We start from the raw sequence: 24338 nt of genomic DNA, 5'->3' as shown, positions 1-24338 counted from the left end.
TGTCCCAACTTCCTTGTTTGAGGTCCCTTTAAACAAGGTATCGGGACGCTAAAGAAAGTCTCAAGGTATTTTGTAAGCTAATTATTTGCATCGTAACCCAAACCTTCTTATGTCCGCCCCTAAGCAACCACCGGAGCCTAATTTGCCTTCCAAGAAACGCATCGTCGTGAAAATCGGATCAAGCCTGCTTGCCAATCCAGACCTTCTCACACCGCGCTGGGCATTCATACAACGGCTGCTTGAAGACATCACCAAATTGCGGAGTGATGGATATGAAGTCGTGCTGTGTTCGTCTGGCGCTGTGGCGCTCGGCTTGAACATGCTCAACGAAAAGCCGGAAACCGCCGGACTGCGCGACAAGCAGGCCGCCGCTGCGTGCGGCATGCCGCTGCTGCTGAATGCCTACAAGCAAGTGGCGCACGAGTTCGGATTCGACATCGCTCAAGTCCTCGTGACCCTCCAGGACATGGAGGAGCGCAAGCGCTTTCTGAACACCAAGAACACTGTCCATCGCCTGTTGCAGGGCGATATCCTGCCGATCGTGAACGAGAATGACTCGATCACGACCGAGGAAATCCGCGTGGGTGACAATGACCGCCTTGCCGCGAAGGTCGCCCAAATGATTCAAGCAGATCATCTCGTCATCCTGACTTGTATCGATGGCCTCTATGACAAGAACCCGGAAGAGCCCGGCGCGAAACTGGTCGAGGAAGTCCACGATGTCAGCGAGTATATCGCCGTCACCGAAGGCACGAGCAGCCTCGGAAGCGGTGGCATGCTGACCAAGATGCAAGCCGCCAACATGGCCCAGAATGCCGGGTGCACGACGCTGATCGCCAATGGCGAGCATGAAGCGCCGGTCTCATCCGTGCTCTATGACGAGCGCCCGCATACCAAATGCCTGGCCCATACAAAGCCTGCCTCGGCATGGGCCGCATGGCTGACGGACCGTCTGCAGATTGCCGGCAGCATCGTTATCCGTGATGAACTGGCCAACAGCCTGTCCGATAGCCCGGAACACGTACTGCACGAGGATATCAAGTCCATTCAGGGCCAGTACGTGAAAGGCGACGTCATTCACGTCTATGATGAAAGCGGCGCGGAAATCGCGCGCGGCATGACCAATTTCTCGTCCGAGGAAACCATGGTGCTGGCGCGCCATCCGGAAATCTCGCCCAAGGAACTGCTCGGCTACCAGACAGGCGGCACCGTCATCAGCCGCGAAAACCTGATTGTGCTCGAAGATCGTCACCTGCTCTGGGACAAGCCGGATCAGGAAACCATGGTCGAGATCTCCGAGACCTGATCAGTCTTCCTTCTGGAGGTCCCCGACTTCCAGGATCGGCGCTGCATCGAGACTGCCGGCATTCATCATGGCGGCGAGCCGCTGAACCGACGAGATGAGCAGGCTCTGCTCCCACAATTCAAGTGAATCAAAGCGCTTCAGGAACCCTTCCTGCAGCGCTTCGGGCGCTTCTTCGAGGCTAATGCGTCCGGCCGCTGTAATCACGACGTCGACCGCCCGGCGGTCGGTTTCGTTCTTCTGCCGCTCGACCAGGCCCGCCGCTTCCAGACGATCGACGATCGACGTGATCGTGGCTTGCGACAGGTGCACCTGCCGGGCAATTTCGGACGGCTTGACCGATCCCGCACTGGACAGGGTCTGGAGCACCATCAATTGTGGCGCCGTCAGGCCGGTCGTTTTCGCCAGCCGCTTCGAGTTCAAATCGATGGCGCGCGTAATTTGGCGGATCGCGGTCAGCAGCTGTGTATGTTTGGCCATGACCTTACCTAAAGAGACAGCCAAGCTGGCGTCAATTGCAACAACTGCCGAGAAATCAGGGACTTGAAGTGGCAGGGGCGGTTCGCCCGCCTCCTTGGGTGTGGCAAAAAGCCAGGCCGGGCTAGCGGAATGAGCGTTGCTCCCCTACAGCGAGAGTTGAATTACAGAGCACAGCAAGCGCCCATCACGACACTACCGAGGACGTAGCATGACTTCCCAGCGCATTCGTATCGACGTCTCCGATGGGATCGGCGAACTGATCCTCAACAAGCCGGAACGTCGCAACGCCCTGTCGAGTGACATGTGGGCAGCGATCCCCGACCTTGTGAAACAGCTGGAAACGGATTCCGGCGTCATGGCGGTCATCCTGCATGGCGGCACGGCAGGCGCCTTTGCGGCAGGGGCGGACATATCCGAGTTCGAAACCATCTATGCGACACCCGAAACCGCTGAACACTCGGCTAATCTGATTTCAGACGCAGTGACGAGCCTCGCCAAATGCGCCAAGCCGGTCATTGCCGCGATTGAAGGCGCCTGCGTCGGCGGCGGGGTCAGTCTGGCTCTGACGACCGACATTCGTATTGCTGGCAAGGGTTCGAAATTCGGTGTACCGCCCGCCAAGCTGGGCCTCGTCTATCCCGTTGATGACACACGGCGGCTGATCGAAACCGTCGGCGTGCCTGCGGCGAAAGACATGCTGTTGACCGGCCGGCTCTTCGACTGCGACGAAGCCCACCGGATCGGGCTGGTCACGCATATTGCCGAGCGCGGAACGGCCTTGCAGATGGCGCGCGACACCGCCCGCCAGATTGCCGCCAACTCGCTTTGGTCACATGGGGCCATGAAGCGCACATTCGAGGCGGTGAAGGCGGGCTGGCGGGACGACAGCCCCGAAGCCAAAGCGCTGTTTCTGGAGAGTTTCGAGAATGTCGATTTCCAGGAAGGCTACAGCGCTTTTTTGGAGAAACGTCCTGCCAAATTCACCTGGCGCTGAACCGCTAGAACCCGCCTCCCATCGCGACATAGAGGTCAATCGCGGCCGTGAGCCTGTCCCGACGGGCCTCGAGCGCGCTCTGGCTTGCCGAATAATAGGTCTGCTGCGCTGACAGGAGACTTGTCAGGTCATCCGTTCCCACACGATAGCGAAGCTCTGCCGAGTCCAGCGCCTTGCGGCTGGCAGCCAGCGCAATGTCGAGCTGCGCTTCGCGCTGGGCGCTCGTATTGATCGCCGAGAGGGCAACGTCCACTTCGCGCAAGGCGGTGAGAATGGCCTGTTCGTAATTGGCGAGCAAGGCCGTCCGGCGTGCCCTGGCGCTGTCCAGTTGGGCTTCCAGCGCCCCGCCCGAGAAGATCGTCTGCGACAGGGCAGCCGACAAGCTCGCGGTCGGATCCGACATTGAGGTGAGCAAGGTCGTCACGCCCGCGCCGAGATCGATACTTGGCAGCATGGCGGCCCGGGCGACATGAACATTCGCCTGGCCCGCCCGCAAATCTGCTTCGGCCTGAAGCAGGTCCGGCCGGCGAACCAGAAGTTGGGACGGCAAGCCCGCCTCGGGCACCGGCAAGTAGGTTTCGTAGAGATCGACCTCTGCGACTTCGAATTGCTGGGGCGCCTGCCCGACAAGAATCGCAATCGCTGTGCGCAGCGACAGTATCTGCTGCTCAATCTGCGGAATCTGCGCCCGGGAATTGGCGAGCGCCGCTTCCTGACTGGCGCGATCAAAGCCCGAGATTTCGCCCGCCTCGTAGCGCACTTCAACGATCTCGAAAATGCGCTCGGCGATTTCCAGATTATCCCGCGCGACGGCAAGCTGTTCGCGCGCGACCTGAAGATTGAAATAGTTCGTCGCCAGATCGGAGGCGACGCTCAGCTCAAGTGCGCGTTGCGCAAACTCCGCCGAGTCCAGGCTGGCACCGGCGGCCTCCCGGGAGGCGGCAACACTGCCAAACAGATCAAGCTGGTAGCTCGCCGACAAGCGGGCACTTCGGGAGAAATTGCTGAAATCGGACTCGCTGTCTGTCGAGACATTCGCGCCTGCCGACACAGATGGCAGTGCATTGGACTCCGCCACACGCAGCGCGGCGCGAGCAGAAATGACATTAGCCATCCCTGCCTCAAGCGATTTGTTCTGCTGGAGGGCTCTATCGACCAGCCCGTCCAGGGAGTTATCTCCGAAACTGGACCACCAGAGCGCTGTGTCAGGCAAGGCCGGATCAGCCTCGACGGACGTTTCATAAGCGCCCGGCAGAGTGACCGAGGATTCAGGCATGTCAGAAGACTGCGTACTCGCGCATCCGGCAGCCACAATGAGCAGGCTAAGGGGAAGAAGGGAAATCCTGGTCATGATTACTCCGCCGCAAGGGCCCGGACCGGGTCAAGCCGCGAGGCATTGCGCGCCGGCAGGAAGCCGAACACGAACCCGGTCAGGAAAGCTGTTGAAAATGCGAGGATCGCTGGCGTCGGCGTGATCGCGATGCTGGTGCCCAGATTGGCAAGGATGGCACAGATGGCAAACCCGGTAAGAATACCGATCACGCCGCCCAGGGCGCACACGACGACCGCCTCCACGATAAATTGCACGAGAATGTCGGACCGTCGCGCCCCGGTCGCCATGCGGACACCGATTTCACGCGTACGCTCAGAGACGCTGACCAGCATGATGTTCATCACGCCAATCCCGCCCACGAGCAGGGAGATGGAGGCGACCGCTCCGAGGAGCATGGAGAAGGAGTTTTGTGTCTCCTGAACAGATTCAAGAAGGGAGGCCGTATTCCGTATTCGGAAGTCCTGTGTCCCGTGGCGTTGAAGCAGGAGGTCATTCGCCTGAGTTTCGGTGTCGGAGATAACATCCGTATCCTCAACCGCAATCGTCACACTGGACAGATAGGAACTGCCGAAGACGCGCATCATGCCTGTCGTAATGGGGATAAGCGCCAGGTCATCCTGGTCCCGCCCGAACGAACTCGCCCCTTCTTCTTCGAGGATCCCGGCGATTTCAAACGGGGCACCGGCCAGGAAGACATATTCGCCCATGGCGTCCGACACATTATCGAACAGTTCGCCTGCCGTTGTCGTTCCCAGCACGACTACACCGACCCGGCGATCCACATCCTCAGCGGTGAAGAAAGAGCCATAGGCAAGATTTCGCGTATTGGCGAGCAACCAGTCCTCGGAGACTCCCTCCACGGAGCCGCGATGGTCATTACTGCCGCGGCGCAAGGTTGCTGATCCGGATCGTGAGGGCACGGCGGCGAGGACGTTGTCGAGTTCCCCAAGCGCTTCAGCATCTTCCAGCGTCAGGGTCGCAATGGCATCACCCCGCATGCGCGCGCCCCGGTCACCGCCGGGCGACACAAAGAGCAGATTTGCACCCATGTCCTCAAACCGCGCCATGACGTCCCGCTGACTGCCCTGCCCGACCGCCAACATCGCGACCACAGCCGCCACACCAATCACGACACCCAGCAGGGTCAACGCTGTGCGGAAGAGGTTCGCGCGCAATGACCGGAACGCGGTCTTGATCGACTCCGTGAGCTGAAGGAAAAAGGAGGGAGAGGATTTGACCTCCTTCTGGTCCAACGCTGCCTGTGGCCGATCCACAAATCCGGAATCGGAGACGATCTTGCCATCCCTTAGCTCAATGGTCCGGTCGGCCCGCTCGGCGACATGCTGGTCATGGGTAATCAGGATAACGCTGCGGCCGGAGCGGTGCAGCTCTTCGAGCAGTTCGAGCAACTCCTCGCTGGTGCCAGTATCGAGCGCGCCTGTGGGCTCATCCGCCAGAATGACTTCGGCGTCATTCATCAGTGCCCGGGCAACGGCGACACGCTGTTGCTGGCCACCCGACAATTGGCCCGGCCGGCTTTTCTCTCGCCCCCCAAGGCCTAGCCGGCCGAGCAGGTCGCGCGCGCGCGCTTTCCGCTCGGACTGGCGTATCCCGGCATAGATTGCAGGGATTTCGACATTCTCCGACGCGCTCACATTAGCGAGCAGATTGTATCGCTGGAACACGAACCCGAAGGTCCGGCGCCGCAACGCAGCCAGCGCGTCTGCGGTCATATCGGACACATCCTGTCCGTGAATGCGGTAGGTTCCGGCGGTTGGTCGGTCGAGACAGCCGAGCAAATTCATCAAGGTCGATTTCCCGGAACCTGATTGTCCGATGATTGCCACGAACTCGCCTTCGCGGATGGTAAGATCAACGCCGTCGAGGGCGCGGACTTCCGCGTCGCCCTTTCCATAGACGCGCGAAATGTCCTGCAGGTGCAGCAAGGGGTCTGACATGATGCTGCGTCCTATACCGGCGGCGGGCCCATGGGACGCCGCTGATTATTGTCACGCCGCTCTGTCGACTGTTTCGGCTGTATCGTGACCTGACCTGTGACCACTTCATCACCTTCCGACAGACCAAACAGGATCTCGGCGCTCGTCCGAGTCTGCAAACCAACCAGAACGGGTTGCGGTATGGCTTCACCATTGGCGTCGAGTTTCAGCACCATGCCCATCTCTGCGTCAGGGTATTGTTCCCGCGCGGCGCGAAGGGCCTGCCTGGGACCATTCGGGGCGCGGTCACTTTGGGTGCTCTCACCTTCGGGACGCGCAGCGCGCTGGCCTTGTGTGCCTTCCGGTCGCTCTGGACGCGCCTGAAGCGCCGTGACCGGAATGAGGATCGCATCCTCGGCCTGCCCCTGAATGAAGAAGACCTGGGCCGTCATGTCACTGCGCAGGATTCCGTCCGGGTTCTCAACGTCGAGCAGCGCCTTGTAGAGCACGACATCATTGACGACTTCCGGCGTGGGCAAGACCTGACGCACTTGGGTTTCCCATTTATGGTCTGAATCACCCAGTGTGGTAAACCAGGCCTGCTGGCCTTTGGACACGCGCAGGACATCCGCTTCGGACACATCCGCTTCAACGGTCATGATGCCGAGGTCTGCGATAGTCATGATGATCGGAGCGGTCTGGTTCGCGTTCAGTGTCTGGCCTTCGGAGGCGCTGAGCGATACGACCGTGCCGGTAATGGGAGCATAGATTTTCGTGAATTCGAGATTGGCCTCGTCCGCTCGGAGGCTGGAGGTCTGCTGTGCAATCTGGGCATTGATTGCGTCCAGCTTTCCTTCGGAAATCTCCAGTTCGGACACTGAGGCTTCATAGTCTGCCCGCGCAATGGCATCAGCTTCGAACAGCATGCTGGCCCGTTCCGCATCGGCCTTGGCGAGTTTGAGGGATGCCGTCTGCTGGCGCCGGGACGCATATAGCGCATTGAGTTGGGCCTGCTGAGCCTCGACCGTGTTCTGAGCAATCGTGGCATCGATCTGCGCAAGCAACTGGCCTTTCTCGACCTCATCGCCGACATCAACAAACAGCTCTTCCAGCTGCCCGGACACTTGGGCGCCAACCTCGACCATTTCCTTGGGAGCAAGGGTGCCGGCAGCCGAAATCGTGACTTCGAGATCGCCTTTCCGCGCGGTGGAGGTTTCATAAATAGGTGTTGTAGAGGCGGCCAGATTCGATTTGGCGAACCAGACGGCCCCGCCAAGGGCCAATATGAAGACGATAGCGATCACCCAGCGAGATCGTTTCCCGAAAATTCTCATTCTTGTCTCTTTCCAGCATTCTGGCTGTGAACATGTTCTCCGGTTAAACGCGCCGCGCAGCAGTTTCCGTCGCAATGCCCTGCATTTTGTTGCACTTTTTGTTCAAACCGGCTCAGGCCGCTCGTTCACCACAGTATTGTTGCCAGAATGTTGCAACGGGATCGCCTGTTGCTCATCCCGGCAAGTGCCCCACCGCGTATCATGCCAAATATGTCAGGCTGACAAATTCTCGCTGACAAGCGGCACATTCCGGCAAAGTTCAGACAAGACGCTCCCGTAACGCACTAGGACAGGCCGATGCGGAGCGCGCGAACATGAACGATTTTTCATTAAATAACAATACTTTAAGGATACATGCCTCGAACCGCCCGATACGTCTTTCCAACAGGATGAAACGTGGGCTGATCATCGCGCTAGGTATGTCGACTGCGCTCCCTGTCTGGGCAGTCGAGATAGATGACTCCACCACTACCCCCGTCCAGACCTCGACCGCCAATGCCGGGCAAGCCGATGATGTCACGGTCACCGAGGATGGGGACATCGATCTGACTGGCCTGTCCGGGACAACCGCAATCACGGTCGATTCCGACAATACCGTCACCCAGGAAGGGGAAATACTCGCGGAGGATACCGATGATGTCATCGGGATCGCCATACGCACGGATACGGTCACCCGCCTCACCCATGCTGGCTCCATCGAATTCGTGGAGGACTATGACCGGGAAGACGAGGATGATGATGACGATCTCGACGGGCCGCTGGCCATAGGCAGCAACCGTATCGGCATTCTTGTCGATGGCGGCGGCACCGTGACCGGCGACATAATCCTGGACCACGGCTCTACCCTAGTCATCGAAGGCAATGACTCGGCGGGTGTCCTCATCGGATCGGCGCTTGCCGGCGACTACACACAGCAAGGGTCGATGACAGTTATTGGCGACAATGCCCGCGGTCTCGCCTTCGCTGACGATGTCGATGGCGACGTGCTGATCAGCGGCGCCATCACAGTTCAGGGCGCGAACGCCTCCGCCCTTGAAATTGAGGGCGATATTTCTGGAAATCTGACTATTGAAAGCTCGATCAGTTCGACCGGCTTCACCAGTACAACGGCCACCAATTACATCGCACCCATCTATATCGATGATGACACCGAAGCGGTGGAAGACCGCCGCGATGCAGATGACCTGTATGACAACACAAACAGTGTCCGGATCACTGGCAGCCTTGGTCAGGGACTCCTGATCAATGGCGCGGTCGATGATTTCATCTCGGAAGAAGACGAGGACGATGAAACCAAGGACACAATCGACGATTTCGACGATAATCGTTCGACGGGGCGGATCTACAGCTACGGCTCCGCCCCCGCCTTGGACATTCAGGCAGATGCGGGAGAGAATCTCGTCTTCTCGGGTGTTGTCGAGACCGTTCGGGATACGACCGACGATGATGATGACGAGGATGTGGACGAAGTGCTCGCCACATTCTCCTATGATCATGGCCTGATCAATCGCGGGACAATCTACTCGAGCGGCCTGAACATCGGGTTCGATGCAACAGCTCTGTCGATTGCCGGATCAAATGACGGGACTGGCACCGTCACGATTGATGGCGGCATCCTGAACTCTGGCTCTATCCAGGCGACCGCGTATGAGGCGTCGTCCGTGGCCGTCCTGCTTGGCGACGGCACGTCCATTGGCACGTTTGAAAATTCCGGAACCATTGGCTCCACAACCTATACGTTGACGGATAATACGGCCAAAGCACTGATCATCTCCAGCCGAAGCACTCTGGAATCGATCCTGAACAGCGGGTCAATCACAGCCTCCTCGAATGGCTATGGCGGCGCAGCGACCGCAATCACTGACGAGAGTGACACACTGCGCTCCATAACGAACACGGGGGCGATCTCGGCCCTGCTCATTTCAGACGGGCGGGAGGATACGGAAACAGGGTCATCTGTGGCGATTGACCTCTCGGCGCAAACCGGCGGGGCCACCATTCTCCAGTATCAGGAGACGCCCACCGAAGACGTCAACGAGGATGACGAGATCGACGAAGACGATGTGACCGAGCCAACAATCTATGGCGACATCCTTTTCGGCAGCGGCGACGACACTTTGCAAATCCTCGATGGCGGCTTGGTGGGGGATATCTTCTTTGGAGACGGCGACGCAACATTCCAACTCTCAGACGCCGAGTTTCTGGGGGACACATATTTTGCGGGCAACACGCTGAGCTTGCTGGTGGAAAACAGCGAAATCGAAGGGGATTTCGATTTCGGCTCCGCCACCGGAACGCTCGACCTGCTCTCCTCCACCCTGCTCACCGGCAATTTGACCAGCGATTCCTACGGACTCGACGCGACGATCTCGGAATCTGAAATCATCCTGCTGGAAGATACGGCGCTACAATTGGCTTCCCTCTCGGTTACAGGGGGCTCGACACTTGAGTTCGAGATTGATCCGCAAAACCTGCGGACTACGCCCTTTATATCGGTCTCCGGAAACGCAGCCCTTGGCAGCGACACGCTGATACGGCCGACATTGACCTCTTTCATTGATGGTGACTTCGCCGTCACCCTGATCGAGGCCGGATCCTTGACCTATGATGAAGAGGCAACCGAACTTTCCACGGAGAATGTTCCATGGATCTACAATGTCATCTTGCAAACCGAGAGTTCGACTACGGATGACCTCAGTCTCGGCTTCCGCCTGAAAACCGCAGACGAGCTCAAACTCGACGGCAACCAGTCCAATGCGCTTTCCGCCATCCTGAATGTTGCTACCAGCGACGACGATATCGGATCGGCCATTACCCAGCTCTCGACGGAGCATGATTTCCTGGAGGCGTACAATCTGCTCCTGCCGCAGCGTACTGACGCGGCCACACGCTATCTGGAATCCCAGTCGAATGCCGCCTTCGGCGCGCTGAGAAGCCATCTGGAGTTCACCCGCGCCTCCAGCGATTCGGGCAATGGCGCCTGGGTGCAGGAAACCTATTCCCATGTCAGCTATGACGGGTCTGATGAGGGGCCGGGCTATGATGGGCGCGGCCTCGGGCTCGCGCTTGGCTATGACTGGTCCCTGTTCGGCCTCGACGCCGTCGGCCTCATGGGCACAATGACAGACGGCAAGTTCGAGGAGAAAACCGGCGGCGAAAACCCGGTGACAATGAAAAGCCTGGGTCTTGGCGTCTATGCATCGGAACAAATGGGCCGGATCAATCTCCAGGCGGTCGGCCAGATCGCAAAGGTCGATCATTCAAGCTATCGCGAAATCGAGTTTGAAGATTATGTCTCTGAAGTTAGCGGCACCTGGGATGGACTAACCACCGCCGCCTCGCTTGTCGCCTCGACCGAGTTCGGCTCTGGCGCCTTCAGGATGACGCCTTCTGTGGGTGTCGACTACTTCAAGCTCGATCAGGATGGTTACTCGGAAACCGCCTCGAACGGTCTCAATTTGTGGGTCAGCGATGCGAGTACCGACCGGGTGACGGCTGATGCAGGGCTTGGCTTTGCGTATGTATGGCGCGGCGGGGGGGACTCATCTCGCACCGGGCCAGCCTATTCCAGCTATACAAGCGCCAGCCGGGCCCGGCCCATGGTCCGCGCCGGTCTGGACATCGGCTATCGCTCTACATTGTCCTCGACCCCTTATGAGGTGGATGCCGGGTTCGTCGGCTATGAGGACAGCTTCACGCTAAGCGCGACAGAAGCCTTTCAAGATGCGGCCACGGTGGGGCTTTCGCTGCTGGCAGGCTCCGAACTCCTGAAAATCCGGTTCGGCGTGGACGGCGAATTCTCGACGGATGCGACCGCAATCACAGCCAACGCCGCCGTCAAACTCCGTTTCTGATTTTCCAGACACTTTCCTTTCACTGTTTCAGGACGCCCATTTCATGAGCCATAAAAACAGAACTCTCGCGCTCTCCCTGCTGCTCGCCGCCGTGGCCAGTTCCCTCCAGCCCTCCGCAGTCGCACAGGCAGGCGTGGCGGACACGACGGGGAATATCGAGGCCATCATCATCAATGGAAACCAGCGGATCGAAGACCGAACGGTTCTGTCATACCTCCTCATCGAGCCGGGCTCGCCCTTTGATGCCAACCGGATCGATCTGTCGCTGAAATCCCTGTTCGCCACAGGCCTGTTCGCCGATGCCAGTTTTGATCGTGTCGGGAACCAGCTCATCATCACTCTTGTGGAAAACCCCATCGTCAACCGCGTCATGATCGAAGGCAGCAAGGCGCTGAAGGAAGACAAAATTCGCGAAGAGGTTCAGATTGCGCCGCGCGGCGTGTTCACCGCCGCCCGGATGCAGGCCGATGTCCAGCGTGTAATGGAGCTCTACCGCCAGTCCGGCCGGTTTTCTGCCAAGGTCATCCCGGAATATGTGCCGCTCGACCAGAACCGTGTGGACGTGATTTTCTCGATCACCGAAGGTCCGGTCTCCGGCGTCCGCGCCATCAACTTTCTCGGCAATGAGACGTATTCGGACGACCGGCTCCGTTCCGAGATTGTCACCCGGCAGTCGCGCTGGTGGCAGTTCTTTTCGTCGAATGACAATTATGATCCGGGCCGTCTGGAATATGACCGCGAATTGCTCCGTCAGTTCTACCAGAACAGGGGGTATTATGATTTCCGTGTGGAATCCGCCGTGGCAGAGCTTACGCCCGACCAGAAGGATTTCTACATCACCTACACGATTGACGAGGGCGAGATTTACCGCTTCGGCGAGATCAATGTCGTAACCGAGCTGGAAAAGCTCAACACGACCGCGCTCAAAGCCTCTGTGGCCGCCAAGTCGGGTGATTTGTTCCGGGGCGATACGATCGAGAATTCCATCGATGCGCTCACCTATGTTGCCGGCATTGGCGGCTATGCCTTCATCGATGTCCGTCCGGAAATCTCCGCCGATCTGGAAACGCACACGGTGAATGTGACCTTCCACGTAAATGAAGGTCCGCGTGTCTATATCGACCGCATCAACATCGTCGGAAATACCCAGACCCTGGACCGGGTGATCCGGCGGGAATTGCGTATCAATGAAGGCGACGCCTTCAACAGGATCTTGCTGGACCGTTCCCGCAACCGCGTCCGCGCGCTCGGCTATTTCAAGGATGTCGAGGTGACCGAAATCCCGACGGCGGATGCCGACCAGATTGATGTGGAGCTGAAAGTCACCGAACAGCCAACCGGTGAAATGAGCTTCTCGGCCGGCTTCTCCTCGTCGGAATCCTTCCTCGTGGATGTCAGCGTGGCACAGCGCAATGTGCTCGGCCGGGGACAGTCGGCGTCTGCGCGCGTCTCGACCTCTGCCCTGCAACAGGTGCTCGACCTGCAATATACCGAGCCGCGCTTCCTCGACCGCAACATGTCAGCCGGGTTGGGCGCCTTCGCCACCCGGCTCGACTATTCCGACACCGACCTCGGCGGATACACGACCGAGTCGATGGGGCTCAGCGCCCAGCTTGGCTTTCCCTTGTCGGAACGGCTCCAGCTCGGCCTCAAATACACGCTCCAGAATGACAAGATCGACGTCGTCGACCAGAGCATCGTGATCGATACCGACAGTGGCGAACGCCTGACCACGGAATACACGGTGGATGATAATGACACACCGGGCGACACGAGCGACGATATTGTCGGCGTGGCCTATCTGACCGCCGATGATGTGCCCCTGCCCGATGGATCGCTGATCGTGGATGTGTGCGATGCGCGTTACCTCAACCGCTATACGCTCTGCTCGAGCGAACGGTCGGAAATCTCGTCCATCATCGGATATAATCTGCTGCTGGACATGAAGAATGACCCGCTCGAACCAACCGGCGGCTTTGACCTCATGTTCGGACAGGACGTGTCCGGTCTTGGCGGTGACGTGAATTTCATTCGCACCAATGCCTCGATGAATATTTATCAGGGGATCACCAAGGGCGTCGTCGGCAGCCTGCGCCTGTCCGGCGGCTATATCGAACCTTATGGCACAAGCGATGCCAACTCCGAATACGGACAAACCACGCCGCAAGGGGTCAGGATCAACAATCGTTTCTTCAAGGGGGGTAACAGCTTCCGCGGCTTTGACACGGCTGGCCTCGGTCCCCGCATTGTCCAGATCATCCAGAATGATGATGGGACAGAAACAGTGAAACGCCTGAACGCTCTGGGCGGCAATGCGTTCTACCAGGCCAGCCTCGACCTGTCCGTGCCCAATTATTTGCCGGAAGAATATGGCATCAGGACCGGGCTGTTCCTGGAAGCGGGCGCCGTCGGGCTGCTCAGCGATATCGACAAGAGCGACCCGGTCGAGTTCACGGATACCTATGGCCGGGACGCGGTTCAGCTGGTGCAGGACGATCTGTCCCTGCGCGCCTCGACCGGGCTCAGCGTCTACTGGACCTCGCCCTTCGGCCCCATCCGGTTCGACTTCAGCCACATTCTCAAGAGTGAAGAATACGACCGGACGGAATCCTTCCGGTTCAGCACATCGACCCGGTTCTGACCGGGGATCAGGCGGCGGTCTTCAGGGGCAGGATGATCGTCGCCAGCAGGCCCCCGTCCGGTGCGTTTTCCAGCTCAATGCGTCCGTCATGCGCTTCGATCAGATTCTTCGCAATATGAAGACCAAGCCCGTGGCCGCCCGTCTCGCGATTGCGTGAGTGTTCCAGCCGGACAAGCGGCTCGAACACGCGCTCAAGGGAATCACCGGGAATACCGGGGCCATCATCCTGGATTGTCACGATGGCCCTGCCCTGCCGCTCGATGAGATGTACGCGCGCCGTGTCGCCGTATCGCACGGCATTTTCGACAAGGTTGCGCAAGGCCCGGGTCAATTCGTCTGACCGCCCCATGACAATCGGTCGTGCGTCCGTGTCTTCAAAGGTGACGGCCAGACCGAGATCGCAAAGGTCCTCCACAAGGCTGTCGACGAGAGAATGCATATCGACGGGCTGAAATGGCTCGTCCGACTGGCCAGCGGTGGCGGCGGCAAGCGCAGCCTCGGTAATGCGTTCCAACTCTGACAAGGCCCGGCTCATTCGCTCGCTCTCATTGGGATCCGACAGCATCTCGACCTTAAGCTTCAGGGACGTTATCGGTGTGCGCAGATCATGCCCGATTGCGGCGAGCAGCTGGCGTTGTCCCGCCACGGTGGTTTCCAGCCGTCGTCCCATGCGGTTGAAGGCACGCAGCGCTTCCCGAACATCGCTCGGCCCCTGCTCGACCAGGGGCTCATGCTTGTAGTCTGCCGCCAGCATATTCGCCGCCTTCGCCATCTGTCGGAGGGGATTGATGGCATTGACGGCCGCCCAGATGCCGATGCCGATCATCAGAACGATCAGCACAATCATCGGCAACAGGCTCGGACGAGGGCTGTCCATAGACACCAATTCGGTACGAAGATTAACCCACCTGTTTTCGTCCAACCCGATCGATACCACAGCTCCGTGCTGCGGGTTGAAATCGCGTTTCGCCAGAGGCCGGTCTCGATCGCCTGCGCCCGGAGGAAACATTTGTTGAGGGCCATCTCCTGCCGGTCTTCCGCCACGGGGGGGGCCACGGACTTTTCCGTCCGGGTCAAACCCGGGGCCACTCATTGCAACGCCAAGGGGGGTCTCATCGCTCAGACCTAACCGGGCACGCAGTTGATCGTGATGGTCCCCGGTACTGGGCCCAACAAGGGGAAAATCAGCAATGAAATACGTGTCGATCTTCAGCTGCTTCAGTTCTGATTCCGACATGTCCTCCGGCCAATCCCGGGATTGAAGCTCCAGCAAGGCTGTCTCTGCAAAATCGAGTGCATCTCGCGGGCCTTCATCCCGTGAGGACATCTGGAACTGAACGATAAAGAATACGAGGATGAAGGTAGACAGCACAGCGGCGACGACGAGGATCACGATCCGTGTCAGGAGAGTATCGAAGCGGGACAACATCAGAGCTTCTTCACATCCGCCGCGAAGACATATCCGCCGCCCCAGACAGTCTGGATGATCTCCGGATTCCGGGGATCCCGTTCGATCTTCCTGCGGAACCGGCTGACCTGGCTGTCGACGCTCCGGTCGAACACGTCGGCCCCTTCGGCATGGGACAATTCCACGATCCGCTCGCGAGACAGGACAATTTGCGGGCGGGCAATGAAGATCATCAGGAGTTGGTATTCCCCCGTGCTCAGCGACACGATCACCCCGTCATCGCGGGTGACGGTGCGCTTCGCCGTGTCCAGCGTCCAGCGATCAAATTCGAAGTATCGCGTCTTCTCGGGCGTCATGTCCCGGTCGCGGCCATTCGACCGGCGCAGGACAGACCGCACCCGGGCGAGCAGCTCGCGCGGATTGAACGGCTTGCAGAGATAATCGTCCGCGCCGACTTCCAGGCCCACGATCCGGTCAATCTCGTCCGTTCTTGCACTGATGAAAACAATCGGGATGGCGGTGAGCCGGACAATCGACCGGCACAGGCTTATCCCGTCCTCGCCCGGCATCATCACGTCCAGAAGAATCAGATCGGGGGCTTCCGAATGAATGGCGCGGCGCGCCGCCGGCGCATTTTCGGCCGTGGAAACGCGGAAACCGTTTTCGGTGAGATAGGATTTTAAGTCTTCCCGGATATCTCGGTCGTCATCGATGACGAGGATGTGTTCGGGGCGCGTGGTCGCCGGATCTGGCATCGCCACTGTCTCCTGAGTGTGTGTCTTCAATCTTATGATTACAAATAGGATAAACTTGTTGCCAAGGTGTGTCGCAACTGCACCCAACTGTGCCCCACACCCCCCTTTTGCCAGAGCATCTGGAACACCAAAAATCTCCCGCAAAAACCCATACCTTTCAAGCCTGTAATGTCATGTTGCAGACTGACATATATTGCCATCACTTTTGCCAGAACCGGCATATCCTCTCAACATGGCCAAGGCATCCTGATCTCATCGACGCACGGAAGTTTCCGGGCAATTCGATCCCGGAGACTGCAGAAAGAGTGCCCCCCATGACCGCTTCCCCCCTCTATTCCGGCACGACCTCTTGTGAAGTTTCCGGTTCCACTACCAAGAACATCGTATCGACCAGGACAGTCCCCGTCCGCCCCTTGCTCACCAAGCCTCCCTTAGGGTGCCAAGATCGATACGATGAGAGGGAGGCGTCACTTGCCCCCTACGTCTCACCGTGTGACGCCTCCCTCGCTCCCTTTTCCTCCCTGCATCGCAGGCTGGCAGGGCCAGCAAGAACCGCCTTCCTCGTGGTGGCTGGCCTGACCCTGCTGGCCGCTTGCACATCGTCTCCACGTTCGGGGCCTCCCGGAGGCGACCGGGATGCAGGCAGCCGCGCCCGACAAATCCGCTCGCAGGGGCTCTTCGCGCCACCAGCTGCTCTTCTGCTCGTCAGTATGGACACAGACCGTGATCATTATGTGTCCCGCCAGGAACTGGACGCTGGCATAGACTATGAATGGCAGCTTCTCGCCGGACCCCATGAAGTTCGCCAATCCGCCGTCAGGATGTCAAATTGGTCCGCTGAAACGCTGGGGGATCTCAACGCCCTGCCCAGCCCCATCGCCTTTGACAGCAATCTGGACGGCACGATCACCGATCAGGAGTTCCGGGTCAGGCTGACCGATACGTTCGACCAGATGGACAAGGACCATGATGGCTCATTGTCCCGGGCCGAGCTATTGGCTGCGCCGCGCGTAACAGAGCGGGGCGAGGGCGCCATGCCACAAGATAGTCAACGCCACGGGCCGCCTCCGGGGCGGCGGCAATAAGGCCGATGCCGATCCAGAGACCCGCCCTCGCCCGGACACAGGCCGCTCCACCTGCGGCAAACGCCCCACAGGCCTACCCGCATGACCGCGCGCTCCAGCCAGGCCAGAGCCTTGCACACCTATGGGCGGGCGCCGGCCTCATCCGGACAGACATCACGACCGGGTTCAACGGCATGCCGGGATCAGCAAACGGTGTCCCCGTGGACCTGAATTTGACCTTCCAGTCAGCCTCTGATTGGCGGAGCCCACTGGACCGGCATGCCGTCTATGTCTGGCACGCCGATGCAGCTGGCGAATATTCCGTATTCAACCGCCCTGACACGAATTACCTGCGCGGCATCGGGATCACGGACGCGCGCGGCCGCGTGCGTTTCCAGACCATCTATCCCGGCACTTATCGGGGCCGCGCCCCGCACATTCACTTTGAAGTCTATCGCAGCCTCGATGCATTGAGGCTTGGCGCTCCAAGCCTGATCCGGTCACGCATCCTGTTCCCGGATATCATCTCCCGGTCCGTCTATACGCGCCATCCGGCCTATGCCGACAGCATGAAGAAATACAACGAGTTGAGGTTCGAGCCGCCCGTCCGGGACCCGGTTCAAGATACGCGTTCCATCCAGCTCGCCACCGTCAGCGCAGCAGGGCCTTCGGCTCTCAGAGCCGGTCTCAGTGTTTTCGTTGAGTCGGCGGAGTAGCTGCGAACACGTCCGCCAGAGATCATTTTACGGGAAGGTTTTCGCCGACCAGGATTTTCGTAATGATAGGCTTCATCATCTCGATGAATTGCGGGCGCTCCTGTTCGGGATGGCGAAGTGTGCGCGCGGGAATTCCTGCAAACAGGGTGAACAGCATTTCCGTCCGCAGGAAGGGCGTTGTAATGCCTGCCTTGTTCAACACGGCGCAGAATTGATCGCGGATTTCCCCATCATAGCGATGCAGGATGGCCGCTACGGAGGGATTCCTCTGCGCTTCAGCCAGAATTTCGAAGTTCAGAACGGTTCGGAACGGATCCTGATGCTTCATGATAATGTCGATGACGAGGGGGGCGATCTGATCCCGGATTTCGGCCGCATTCAGATTGCAGAAGTCTCCCAGCCGCTCCTTTTGCCGCATGAGCTCGCGTTCGACCACCGCCTCAATCAAAAGATCCTTGGAGGTGAAATAGTGGTATAAATGGCCGACACTGATGCCACATTCCTTGGCGATCCCCGAAATACCGGCGCCGTGGAAGCCTTTTTCCACGAAATTATTTTCCGCACAGTCGAGGATTTCCGACATGCGGGTTTCACGTTTTGCGGCTGTCTTCGATCCAGTCATAACAGTCATGCAGAAAAGCGCCTAAATCTTGCCATACCCTCTCCTTGACATGCTGCACCGCAGCACTAGATAGAGCGTTCATTCTATTTGTTACATCGATGCCGTCCGGCTCGTCAAGGAATCCACATGGAAGTGATAAGAAAAAGTATGTCGGCTGCGGCCCTGTCAGCCGTCCTCCTTCTGGCTGCCTGTGGAAACGATGCCGCACCAGTGGAAGTTCCACAACAATCTGCGCCGCGCGTCGAGACCCTTACGGCAGAACTGACAAATGTTCCAAATGCCGTCGAGCTGACCGGGCGTGCCCGGGCCTATGCCGAAGCCGAAATCCGACCACAAGTTACCGGCATCATCAAGGAGCGCCTGTTCAAGGAAGGCGATCTGGTCGCTCGCGGCCAGGCGCTCTACCAGATTGATGCCGCTGAATATGCGGCGGATGTCCGGAGCGCTGAAGCCGCCCTGACCCGCGCCGAGGCCACGGCCAATGTCGCCAAGGAGACCGCCAAGCGCTTTGCGAACCTCGCGAAGATCAATGCGGTCAGCCAGCAGGAATATGATCAGGCCGCCGCGAGCGCTGAGGAAGCCGAAGCCGACATCGCCCTGCAGAAGGCTGCGCTGGATCGCGCCCGCATCGACTTGGCCCGCACCAAGATTTCCTCTCCGATTGCTGGCCGGATTGGCCGGTCTACAGTGACGCAAGGCGCTCTGGTCACAGAGAACCAGACCGATGAGCTGGCCCGCGTGCTCCAGATCGATCCCGTCTATGTTGACCTCACCGTGTCCAGCAACCGCGTGCTTGCCATGCGGCAGGAGATGGCGTCCGGCCGCATCGCCTCGAAAGAGCTGGGGACGGTTCCGGTCAACATCATCCTCAGCGATGGCACGACCTATCCTTTGCAGGGTCAGCTGGAATTCAGTGAGATCAATGTCGACGAAAGCGCTGGCACAGTCGCGGTTCGCGCCCTTGTGCCGAACCCTGACGGCATCATCCTGCCGGGCATGTTCGTCCGGGCGAATTTCGTGGCCGGCATGTATGAGAATGTGATCACGCTACCGCAATCGGTCGTCTCCCGCACACCAACCGGCGACGCCTCGGTCATGGTGCTCAAGGACGACAACACCGTCGAACAGCGCGCGATCAAGGTCGAGCAACATGATGGCAGTTCCTGGATCGTGCTCGATGGCCTGAACGAGGGGGACGAGATCGTTGTCTCCAACCTGCAGACCGTGCGCACCGGCATGACGGTTGATCCGGTCTCAAGGGCCGGAACCATCTCCGCCTCCCGCGCCCGAAGCAGCGACCTGAACTAGCGAGATCTGGACACTCCCATGGCTAAATTCTTTATTGACCGCCCGGTTTTCGCCTGGGTGATCGCGATCCTCATCATGCTCGCGGGCGGTATGGCCCTGCGCGCCCTACCCATTGCTCAGTATCCGGATATTGCCCCGACAACAGTCAGCGTGTCGGCCGTGTATCCGGGGGCCTCGGCCGAAGCAGTGGAAAACGCCGTGACGCAGGTCATCGAGCAACAGCTCACCGGCCTCGACGGGCTGGATTACATCACCTCCTCGTCAAACTCTGACGGATCGGCCTCGATCACGCTGTCCTTCGAGCCCGGCACCGACGCGGACATTGCGCAGGTGCAGACCCAGAACAAGATCTCGCTGGCCAGACCGCTCCTGCCAGAGGAAGTCCAGCGCCAGGGAGTCACTGTCAGCAAGTCCACGGGCGGCTTCCTGCTCGTGACAGCGCTCTATTCCCCGAACAGCACGTTCAACCAGACCGACCTCGGCGATTATGTCCGCTCGAACATCTATGACACGGTCAGCCGCGTCGAAGGCGTCGGCCACGTCCAGGTCTTTGGGTCACAATACGCCATGCGTGTCTGGCTGGAGCCGGAGAAGCTTGCCCAATACGGTCTGACTCCGGCTGATGTCATCCAGGTCATTCAGGCCCAGAATGCGCAGATCGCATCTGGCGCCCTCGGCGGCGCGCCATCCGTACCCGGCCAGGAAATCAACGTCACCGTCACGCTGCAATCCCTGCTGACCACTCCCGAACAATTCAAGAGCCTGTTGATCAGGACCACGTCTGCGGGGGGCTCGGTACGTCTCGCAGACGTTGCCCGCGTCGAACTCGGCGCGCAGGATTATTCCTTCATCGCCCGCTTCAATGGCAATCCGGCAACCGGCTTCGCCGTCTCGCTCGCCACTGGCGCAAATGCGCTGGATACGGCCGAACGCGTGAAGGAATCCATCGCCAGACTGTCCGAAGCCTTCCCCGATGACATGGAATACCAGTTCCCTGTCGACGCGACGCCCTTTATCGAAACCTCCATTCACGAAGTGCAGAAGACTCTTTATGAGGCTATCGCGCTCGTCTTCGTGGTCATCCTGGTTTTCCTTCAGAGCTTCCGCGCATCCCTGATCCCGATCATTGCCGTTCCGGTCGTTCTGCTCGGTACGTTCGCGGTCCTGCTTCTCTTCGGCATGTCGATCAACACGCTGACCATGTTCGCAATGGTGCTCGCAATCGGCCTGCTGGTGGATGACGCCATCGTGGTCGTGGAGAACGTCGAACGCGTGATGCATGAAGACGGGCTCTCGCCATATGATGCCACCGTGAAATCCATGAAACAGATCACCGGCGCGCTGGTCGGCATCGCCGTGGTCCTGTCGGCCGTGTTCATCCCGATGGCCTTCTTCCCGGGATCGGCAGGCGTCATCTATCGTCAGTTCTCGGTCACCATCGTGTCGGCCATGGCCCTGTCGGTCCTGATTGCCGTGGTTCTGTCTCCGGCCCTGTGTGCGACGCTCCTCAAGCCGTCGAGCGGCAATAACAAATCCTTCCTGATGGCCCCGGCCCGCGCATTCAATACCGGCTTTGACAAGCTGACAGATGCTTATGAAGGCGCTGTCACCCGCATCGTCCGCCGCCGTTGGATCATGCTGGTCACGTTCGCAGCAATTGTCGCGGTTACGGGCCTCCTGTTCGTTCGCCTGCCGTCTGCCTTCCTTCCAGACGAAGACCAGGGCACCCTGCTCACTATCGTCCAGCTCCCCGAGAGCGCCACGCTGGAACGCACCGCCGCGGTGATGGATGATGTCGCCGATTATTATGGCGCCAACGAGTCGCACAATATCAAGGGCCTGTTCACCATCGCCGGCTTCAGTGTCGTTGCGCAGGGCCAGAACAACGGCATCGCCTTTGCCGCCATGAATGACTGGGCCGAGCGGCCGGGATCTGAGAATACAGTGCAGGCCATTGCGGGCCGTGCTTTTGGCGGTCTCTCCCAGATCGACGAAGCCCGGATCTTCCCGATCGTGCCGCCTCCCATTCGGGAGATGGGCAACTCGAACGGCTTTGACCTCTACCTCCAGAACACGGGCAGTCTCACCCATACCGACTTCGTAGAGGCTCGCAACCAGCTCCTCGGCATGGCCTCCCAGGATTCCAGACTGGTGGGCGTGCGTCCGAACGGCAGTGAAGACGGTCCGCAATTCAAGATGAACCTCGACTATCAGAAGGCCCAGGCCCTGGGCGTATCCGTGGCCGACGCCACGAACCTCCTGTCGGTTGCGTTCGGCGGCACCTATGTGAACGATTTCCTGGACCGGGGGCGCATCAAGCGCGTCTACGTTCAGGGTGACGCTGAAGACAGGATGCAACCGGAAGACATTTCCAAATGGTTTGTACGCACATCATCCGGCGACATGACCCCGCTTGACGAGATCGTGTCCAGCGAATGGACCTATGGCTCGCCCCAACTCCAGCGCTTTGGCGGCATGCCTGCGATCAATATTCAGGGCTCCGCAGCGCCCGGCGAAAGCTCTGGCGTAGCGATGCAGGTCATGGAAGACTTGGTAGACCAGCTTCCTGGCAACCTCTCCTATGAATGGAGCGGGCTCAGCCGTCAGGAACGCCAGACCGGGAACCAGGCGACCATGCTCTATATCCTGTCCCTGCTCTTCGTCTTCCTCTGCCTCGCAGCGCTCTATGAAAGCTGGACAATCCCGATCTCGGTCCTGCTGGTCGCTCCGCTCGGCGTCACTGGCGCGGTTGCGGCGGCAAATTTGTTCGGCCTTGCGAATGACGTCTTCTTCCAGGTGGGATTGCTGATGACGGTCGGTCTCGCCTCGAAGAACGCCATTCTGATCGTCGAGTTTGCCCGCACGCTGGAAGACAGCGGCAAGGACGTGGTCACAGCGACCATTGAGGCCGTCCGCCAGCGTATCCGGCCCGTCCTGATGACCTCCTTTGCCTTTGGCTTCGGCGTCCTGCCGCTCGCCCTTAGCACGGGCGCGGGCTCGGCAAGCCGCAACGCGATGGGGTTGATCATGGTGGGCGGTGTGATCGCCGCCATGACGTTCAGCCTGCTGTTCGCCCCCCTCTTCTATGTTCTCGTTCGCCAGGTTGCGATGCGCATTCGCGGCGAGCGCCCTGCCACTTCCGGAGATTCAGCATGAGCCGTGAAAAATACCTCGCCGCCCCCCTCAGCGCGCTCATCCTAACCGGTTGTGTCAATCTCGCCCCGGACTATGAGCGAACGGCCGCGCCGGTGCCGATGGAATTGCCGGTTTCTGAACCTGCCAGCGCGGGGGTTTCCACGCTGGCATGGCAGGACATTGTCCAGTCGGAAGACCTGCGCACGCTGATCGCGCTCTCCCTTGAACAGAACCGTGACCTGAGAACGGTCGCTGCCACGGTCGAAGTGGCACGGGCCAATCTGCTCACGGCCCGGTCAGGCTTCTGGCCCAGCTTCACCGCCAGCGGCAGCGCGCAAATGGGCGATACCTTCCAGGATGACGCCACCTATTCCTCCGCCTTCCGGGACAGTTCCTCTGCTCAAATCGGTGTCTCCGCATGGGAACTCGACTTCTTCGGGCGCGTCCGGAACTCCAATGACGCGGCCATGCAGACCTATCTTGCCAGCGTCGAAGGCGAACGCGCCACCAAGATCTCCCTTGTCGCGTCGGTCGCCGAAGCCTGGCTGCAGCTTGCGGCGGACCAGGAATTGCTGCGCCTCGCCGAACAGACGGCCGGAAGCCAGAAGGAAAGCCTCGACCTGACGCAAGCCCTGTTCGATGCGGGCACAGCCAGTGAAATCGATTTGCGCCGTGCTTCGGCCTCCGTCGCCTCGGCGCGCGCGCAGGCGGCAGAATTCCAGGCCATTGTCCGCCGGGACCTGAACACGTTGCGCTATCTTGTCGGCACAGACTTGCCCCCTGCCCTTGAGGCTCGGGTTCAACTCTCTCCATCAGCCGTGAAGCTCGACCTGCCGGTCGGTCAGAGCTCCGACGTGCTGCTGCGCCGCCCCGATGTCATTCAGGCGGAACGCAATCTGTTGGCTGCGAATGCCAATATCGGCGCTGCCCGCGCCGCCTACTTCCCCTCCGTATCCCTCATCGGGGGCGCCGGCGTGGCGGGCGGCGACCTGACGGATCTGTTCGAGGGCGATTATGCTTCCGGGTGGACCTTCACGCCGAGCATCTCGGTCCCGATCTTCGATTTCGGCACGCGGCGCGGTAACCTTGATGCTGCCCGCGCGAATGCCGATGCCGCGCTCGCCTCCTATGAAGGCACGATCCAGCAGGCCTTCCGCGAAGTCGCCAATGCGCTTGCCGTATCGGAGACAATCTCCAGCCGCCTGGAGGCATTGGAACAATTGGCCGATGATACGGGCGTAACGCTCTATCTCTCGCAGGAGCGGTTCAAGTCCGGGCTTGATGACTATCTCACCGTGCTCGACGCCCAGCGTGAGAACTATAACGCCCAGCAGGAGCTCATCCTCGCCAATCTGGATCGCGGCCTGAATAGTCTTGCCCTTTACCGCTCGCTGGCGGTCTGGGATGCTTCTCTGGAAGAAGCTCCCGGGGAATAAATTCGCTCACGACCCACA

General features: G+C 59.6%; 16 protein-coding genes. 9 read left to right on the top strand and 7 right to left on the bottom strand.

The features are described from left to right. Positions 1 to 142 precede the first annotated feature (142 nt). Complete coding sequence (gene proB, locus V7660_RS16745; RefSeq protein ID WP_335604197.1) at positions 143 to 1306, top strand: glutamate 5-kinase; 1164 nt, start codon at positions 143 to 145, stop codon at positions 1304 to 1306. Here proB and V7660_RS16740 read toward each other — a convergent pair whose 3' ends face one another. Next, complete coding sequence (locus V7660_RS16740) at positions 1307 to 1783, bottom strand: MarR family winged helix-turn-helix transcriptional regulator (RefSeq protein WP_335604196.1); 477 nt, start codon at positions 1781 to 1783, stop codon at positions 1307 to 1309. It abuts the gene before it with no gap. A gap of 208 nt (positions 1784 to 1991) precedes the next feature. Between V7660_RS16740 and V7660_RS16735 the strand changes: the two genes are divergently transcribed. After that, positions 1992 to 2777, top strand: a complete 786-nt coding sequence (locus V7660_RS16735; RefSeq protein WP_335604195.1) for an enoyl-CoA hydratase/isomerase family protein — start codon at positions 1992 to 1994, stop codon at positions 2775 to 2777. A gap of 4 nt (positions 2778 to 2781) precedes the next feature. Here the strand turns inward: V7660_RS16735 and V7660_RS16730 are convergent, their stop codons facing one another. The 3 genes from V7660_RS16730 to V7660_RS16720 are packed head-to-tail and all read right to left on the bottom strand — an operon-like array spanning position 2782 to position 7381. Continuing rightward, complete coding sequence (locus V7660_RS16730) at positions 2782 to 4128, bottom strand: efflux transporter outer membrane subunit (protein ID WP_335604194.1); 1347 nt, start codon at positions 4126 to 4128, stop codon at positions 2782 to 2784. A 2-nt stretch (positions 4129 to 4130) separates the two neighbouring features. Beyond that, the gene (locus V7660_RS16725) at positions 4131 to 6068 is read right to left on the bottom strand and encodes a MacB family efflux pump subunit (protein ID WP_335604193.1); all 1938 of its coding nucleotides are present in this window, start codon (positions 6066 to 6068) and stop codon (positions 4131 to 4133) included. Positions 6069 to 6079: 11 nt separating this feature from the next. Then, on the bottom strand, positions 6080 to 7381 hold the full coding sequence (locus V7660_RS16720; protein WP_335604192.1) for an efflux RND transporter periplasmic adaptor subunit: 1302 nt from the start codon (positions 7379 to 7381) through the stop codon (positions 6080 to 6082). Between the two features lie 419 nt (positions 7382 to 7800). Between V7660_RS16720 and V7660_RS16715 the strand changes: the two genes are divergently transcribed. Continuing rightward, positions 7801 to 11235 carry an autotransporter outer membrane beta-barrel domain-containing protein gene (locus tag V7660_RS16715; protein ID WP_335604191.1) on the top strand — a complete coding sequence of 1145 codons (3435 nt, stop codon included), beginning with the start codon at positions 7801 to 7803 and terminating at the stop codon, positions 11233 to 11235. Positions 11236 to 11278: 43 nt separating this feature from the next. Next, a complete protein-coding gene (gene bamA, locus V7660_RS16710) occupies positions 11279 to 13876 on the top strand; it encodes an outer membrane protein assembly factor BamA (RefSeq protein WP_335604190.1) in 2598 nt (865 codons plus the stop codon). A 7-nt stretch (positions 13877 to 13883) separates the two neighbouring features. Here bamA and V7660_RS16705 read toward each other — a convergent pair whose 3' ends face one another. Together V7660_RS16705 and V7660_RS16700 are read right to left on the bottom strand one after the other, a co-directional pair. Further along, on the bottom strand, positions 13884 to 15305 hold the full coding sequence (locus tag V7660_RS16705) for a sensor histidine kinase (RefSeq protein ID WP_335604189.1): 1422 nt from the start codon (positions 15303 to 15305) through the stop codon (positions 13884 to 13886). Then, complete coding sequence (locus V7660_RS16700; RefSeq protein WP_335604188.1) at positions 15305 to 16039, bottom strand: response regulator; 735 nt, start codon at positions 16037 to 16039, stop codon at positions 15305 to 15307. Before V7660_RS16700 ends, V7660_RS16705 begins: the two co-directional genes overlap by 1 nt. A gap of 710 nt (positions 16040 to 16749) precedes the next feature. Between V7660_RS16700 and V7660_RS16695 the strand changes: the two genes are divergently transcribed. Further along, entirely contained in the window at positions 16750 to 17124 is a 375-nt protein-coding gene (locus V7660_RS16695) for a hypothetical protein (RefSeq protein ID WP_335604187.1), read from the top strand. A 5-nt stretch (positions 17125 to 17129) separates the two neighbouring features. Further along, complete coding sequence (locus tag V7660_RS16690) at positions 17130 to 17819, top strand: dioxygenase family protein (protein ID WP_335604186.1); 690 nt, start codon at positions 17130 to 17132, stop codon at positions 17817 to 17819. 22 nt (positions 17820 to 17841) lie between these two features. Here V7660_RS16690 and V7660_RS16685 read toward each other — a convergent pair whose 3' ends face one another. Next, a complete protein-coding gene (locus V7660_RS16685; RefSeq protein WP_335604185.1) occupies positions 17842 to 18450 on the bottom strand; it encodes a TetR/AcrR family transcriptional regulator in 609 nt (202 codons plus the stop codon). Positions 18451 to 18588: 138 nt separating this feature from the next. Between V7660_RS16685 and V7660_RS16680 the strand changes: the two genes are divergently transcribed. From V7660_RS16680 to V7660_RS16670, 3 genes are read left to right on the top strand one after another with little or no spacing between them, the layout of a single operon-like run. Further along, complete coding sequence (locus V7660_RS16680) at positions 18589 to 19749, top strand: efflux RND transporter periplasmic adaptor subunit (RefSeq protein ID WP_335604184.1); 1161 nt, start codon at positions 18589 to 18591, stop codon at positions 19747 to 19749. Between the two features lie 18 nt (positions 19750 to 19767). Continuing rightward, positions 19768 to 22905, top strand: coding sequence for an efflux RND transporter permease subunit (locus V7660_RS16675; RefSeq protein ID WP_335604183.1), 3138 nt, complete (start codon positions 19768 to 19770; stop codon positions 22903 to 22905). Then, positions 22902 to 24320, top strand: coding sequence for a TolC family protein (locus tag V7660_RS16670; RefSeq protein WP_335604182.1), 1419 nt, complete (start codon positions 22902 to 22904; stop codon positions 24318 to 24320). The genes V7660_RS16675 and V7660_RS16670 overlap by 4 nt, the downstream gene beginning before the upstream one ends. Positions 24321 to 24338 lie beyond the last annotated feature (18 nt).

The sequence above is a fragment of the Hyphomonas sp. genome (genome assembly GCF_036964145.1).
GTDB lineage: Bacteria > Pseudomonadota > Alphaproteobacteria > Caulobacterales > Hyphomonadaceae > Hyphomonas.
This window is presented reverse-complemented; position numbering and strand designations above follow the sequence as displayed.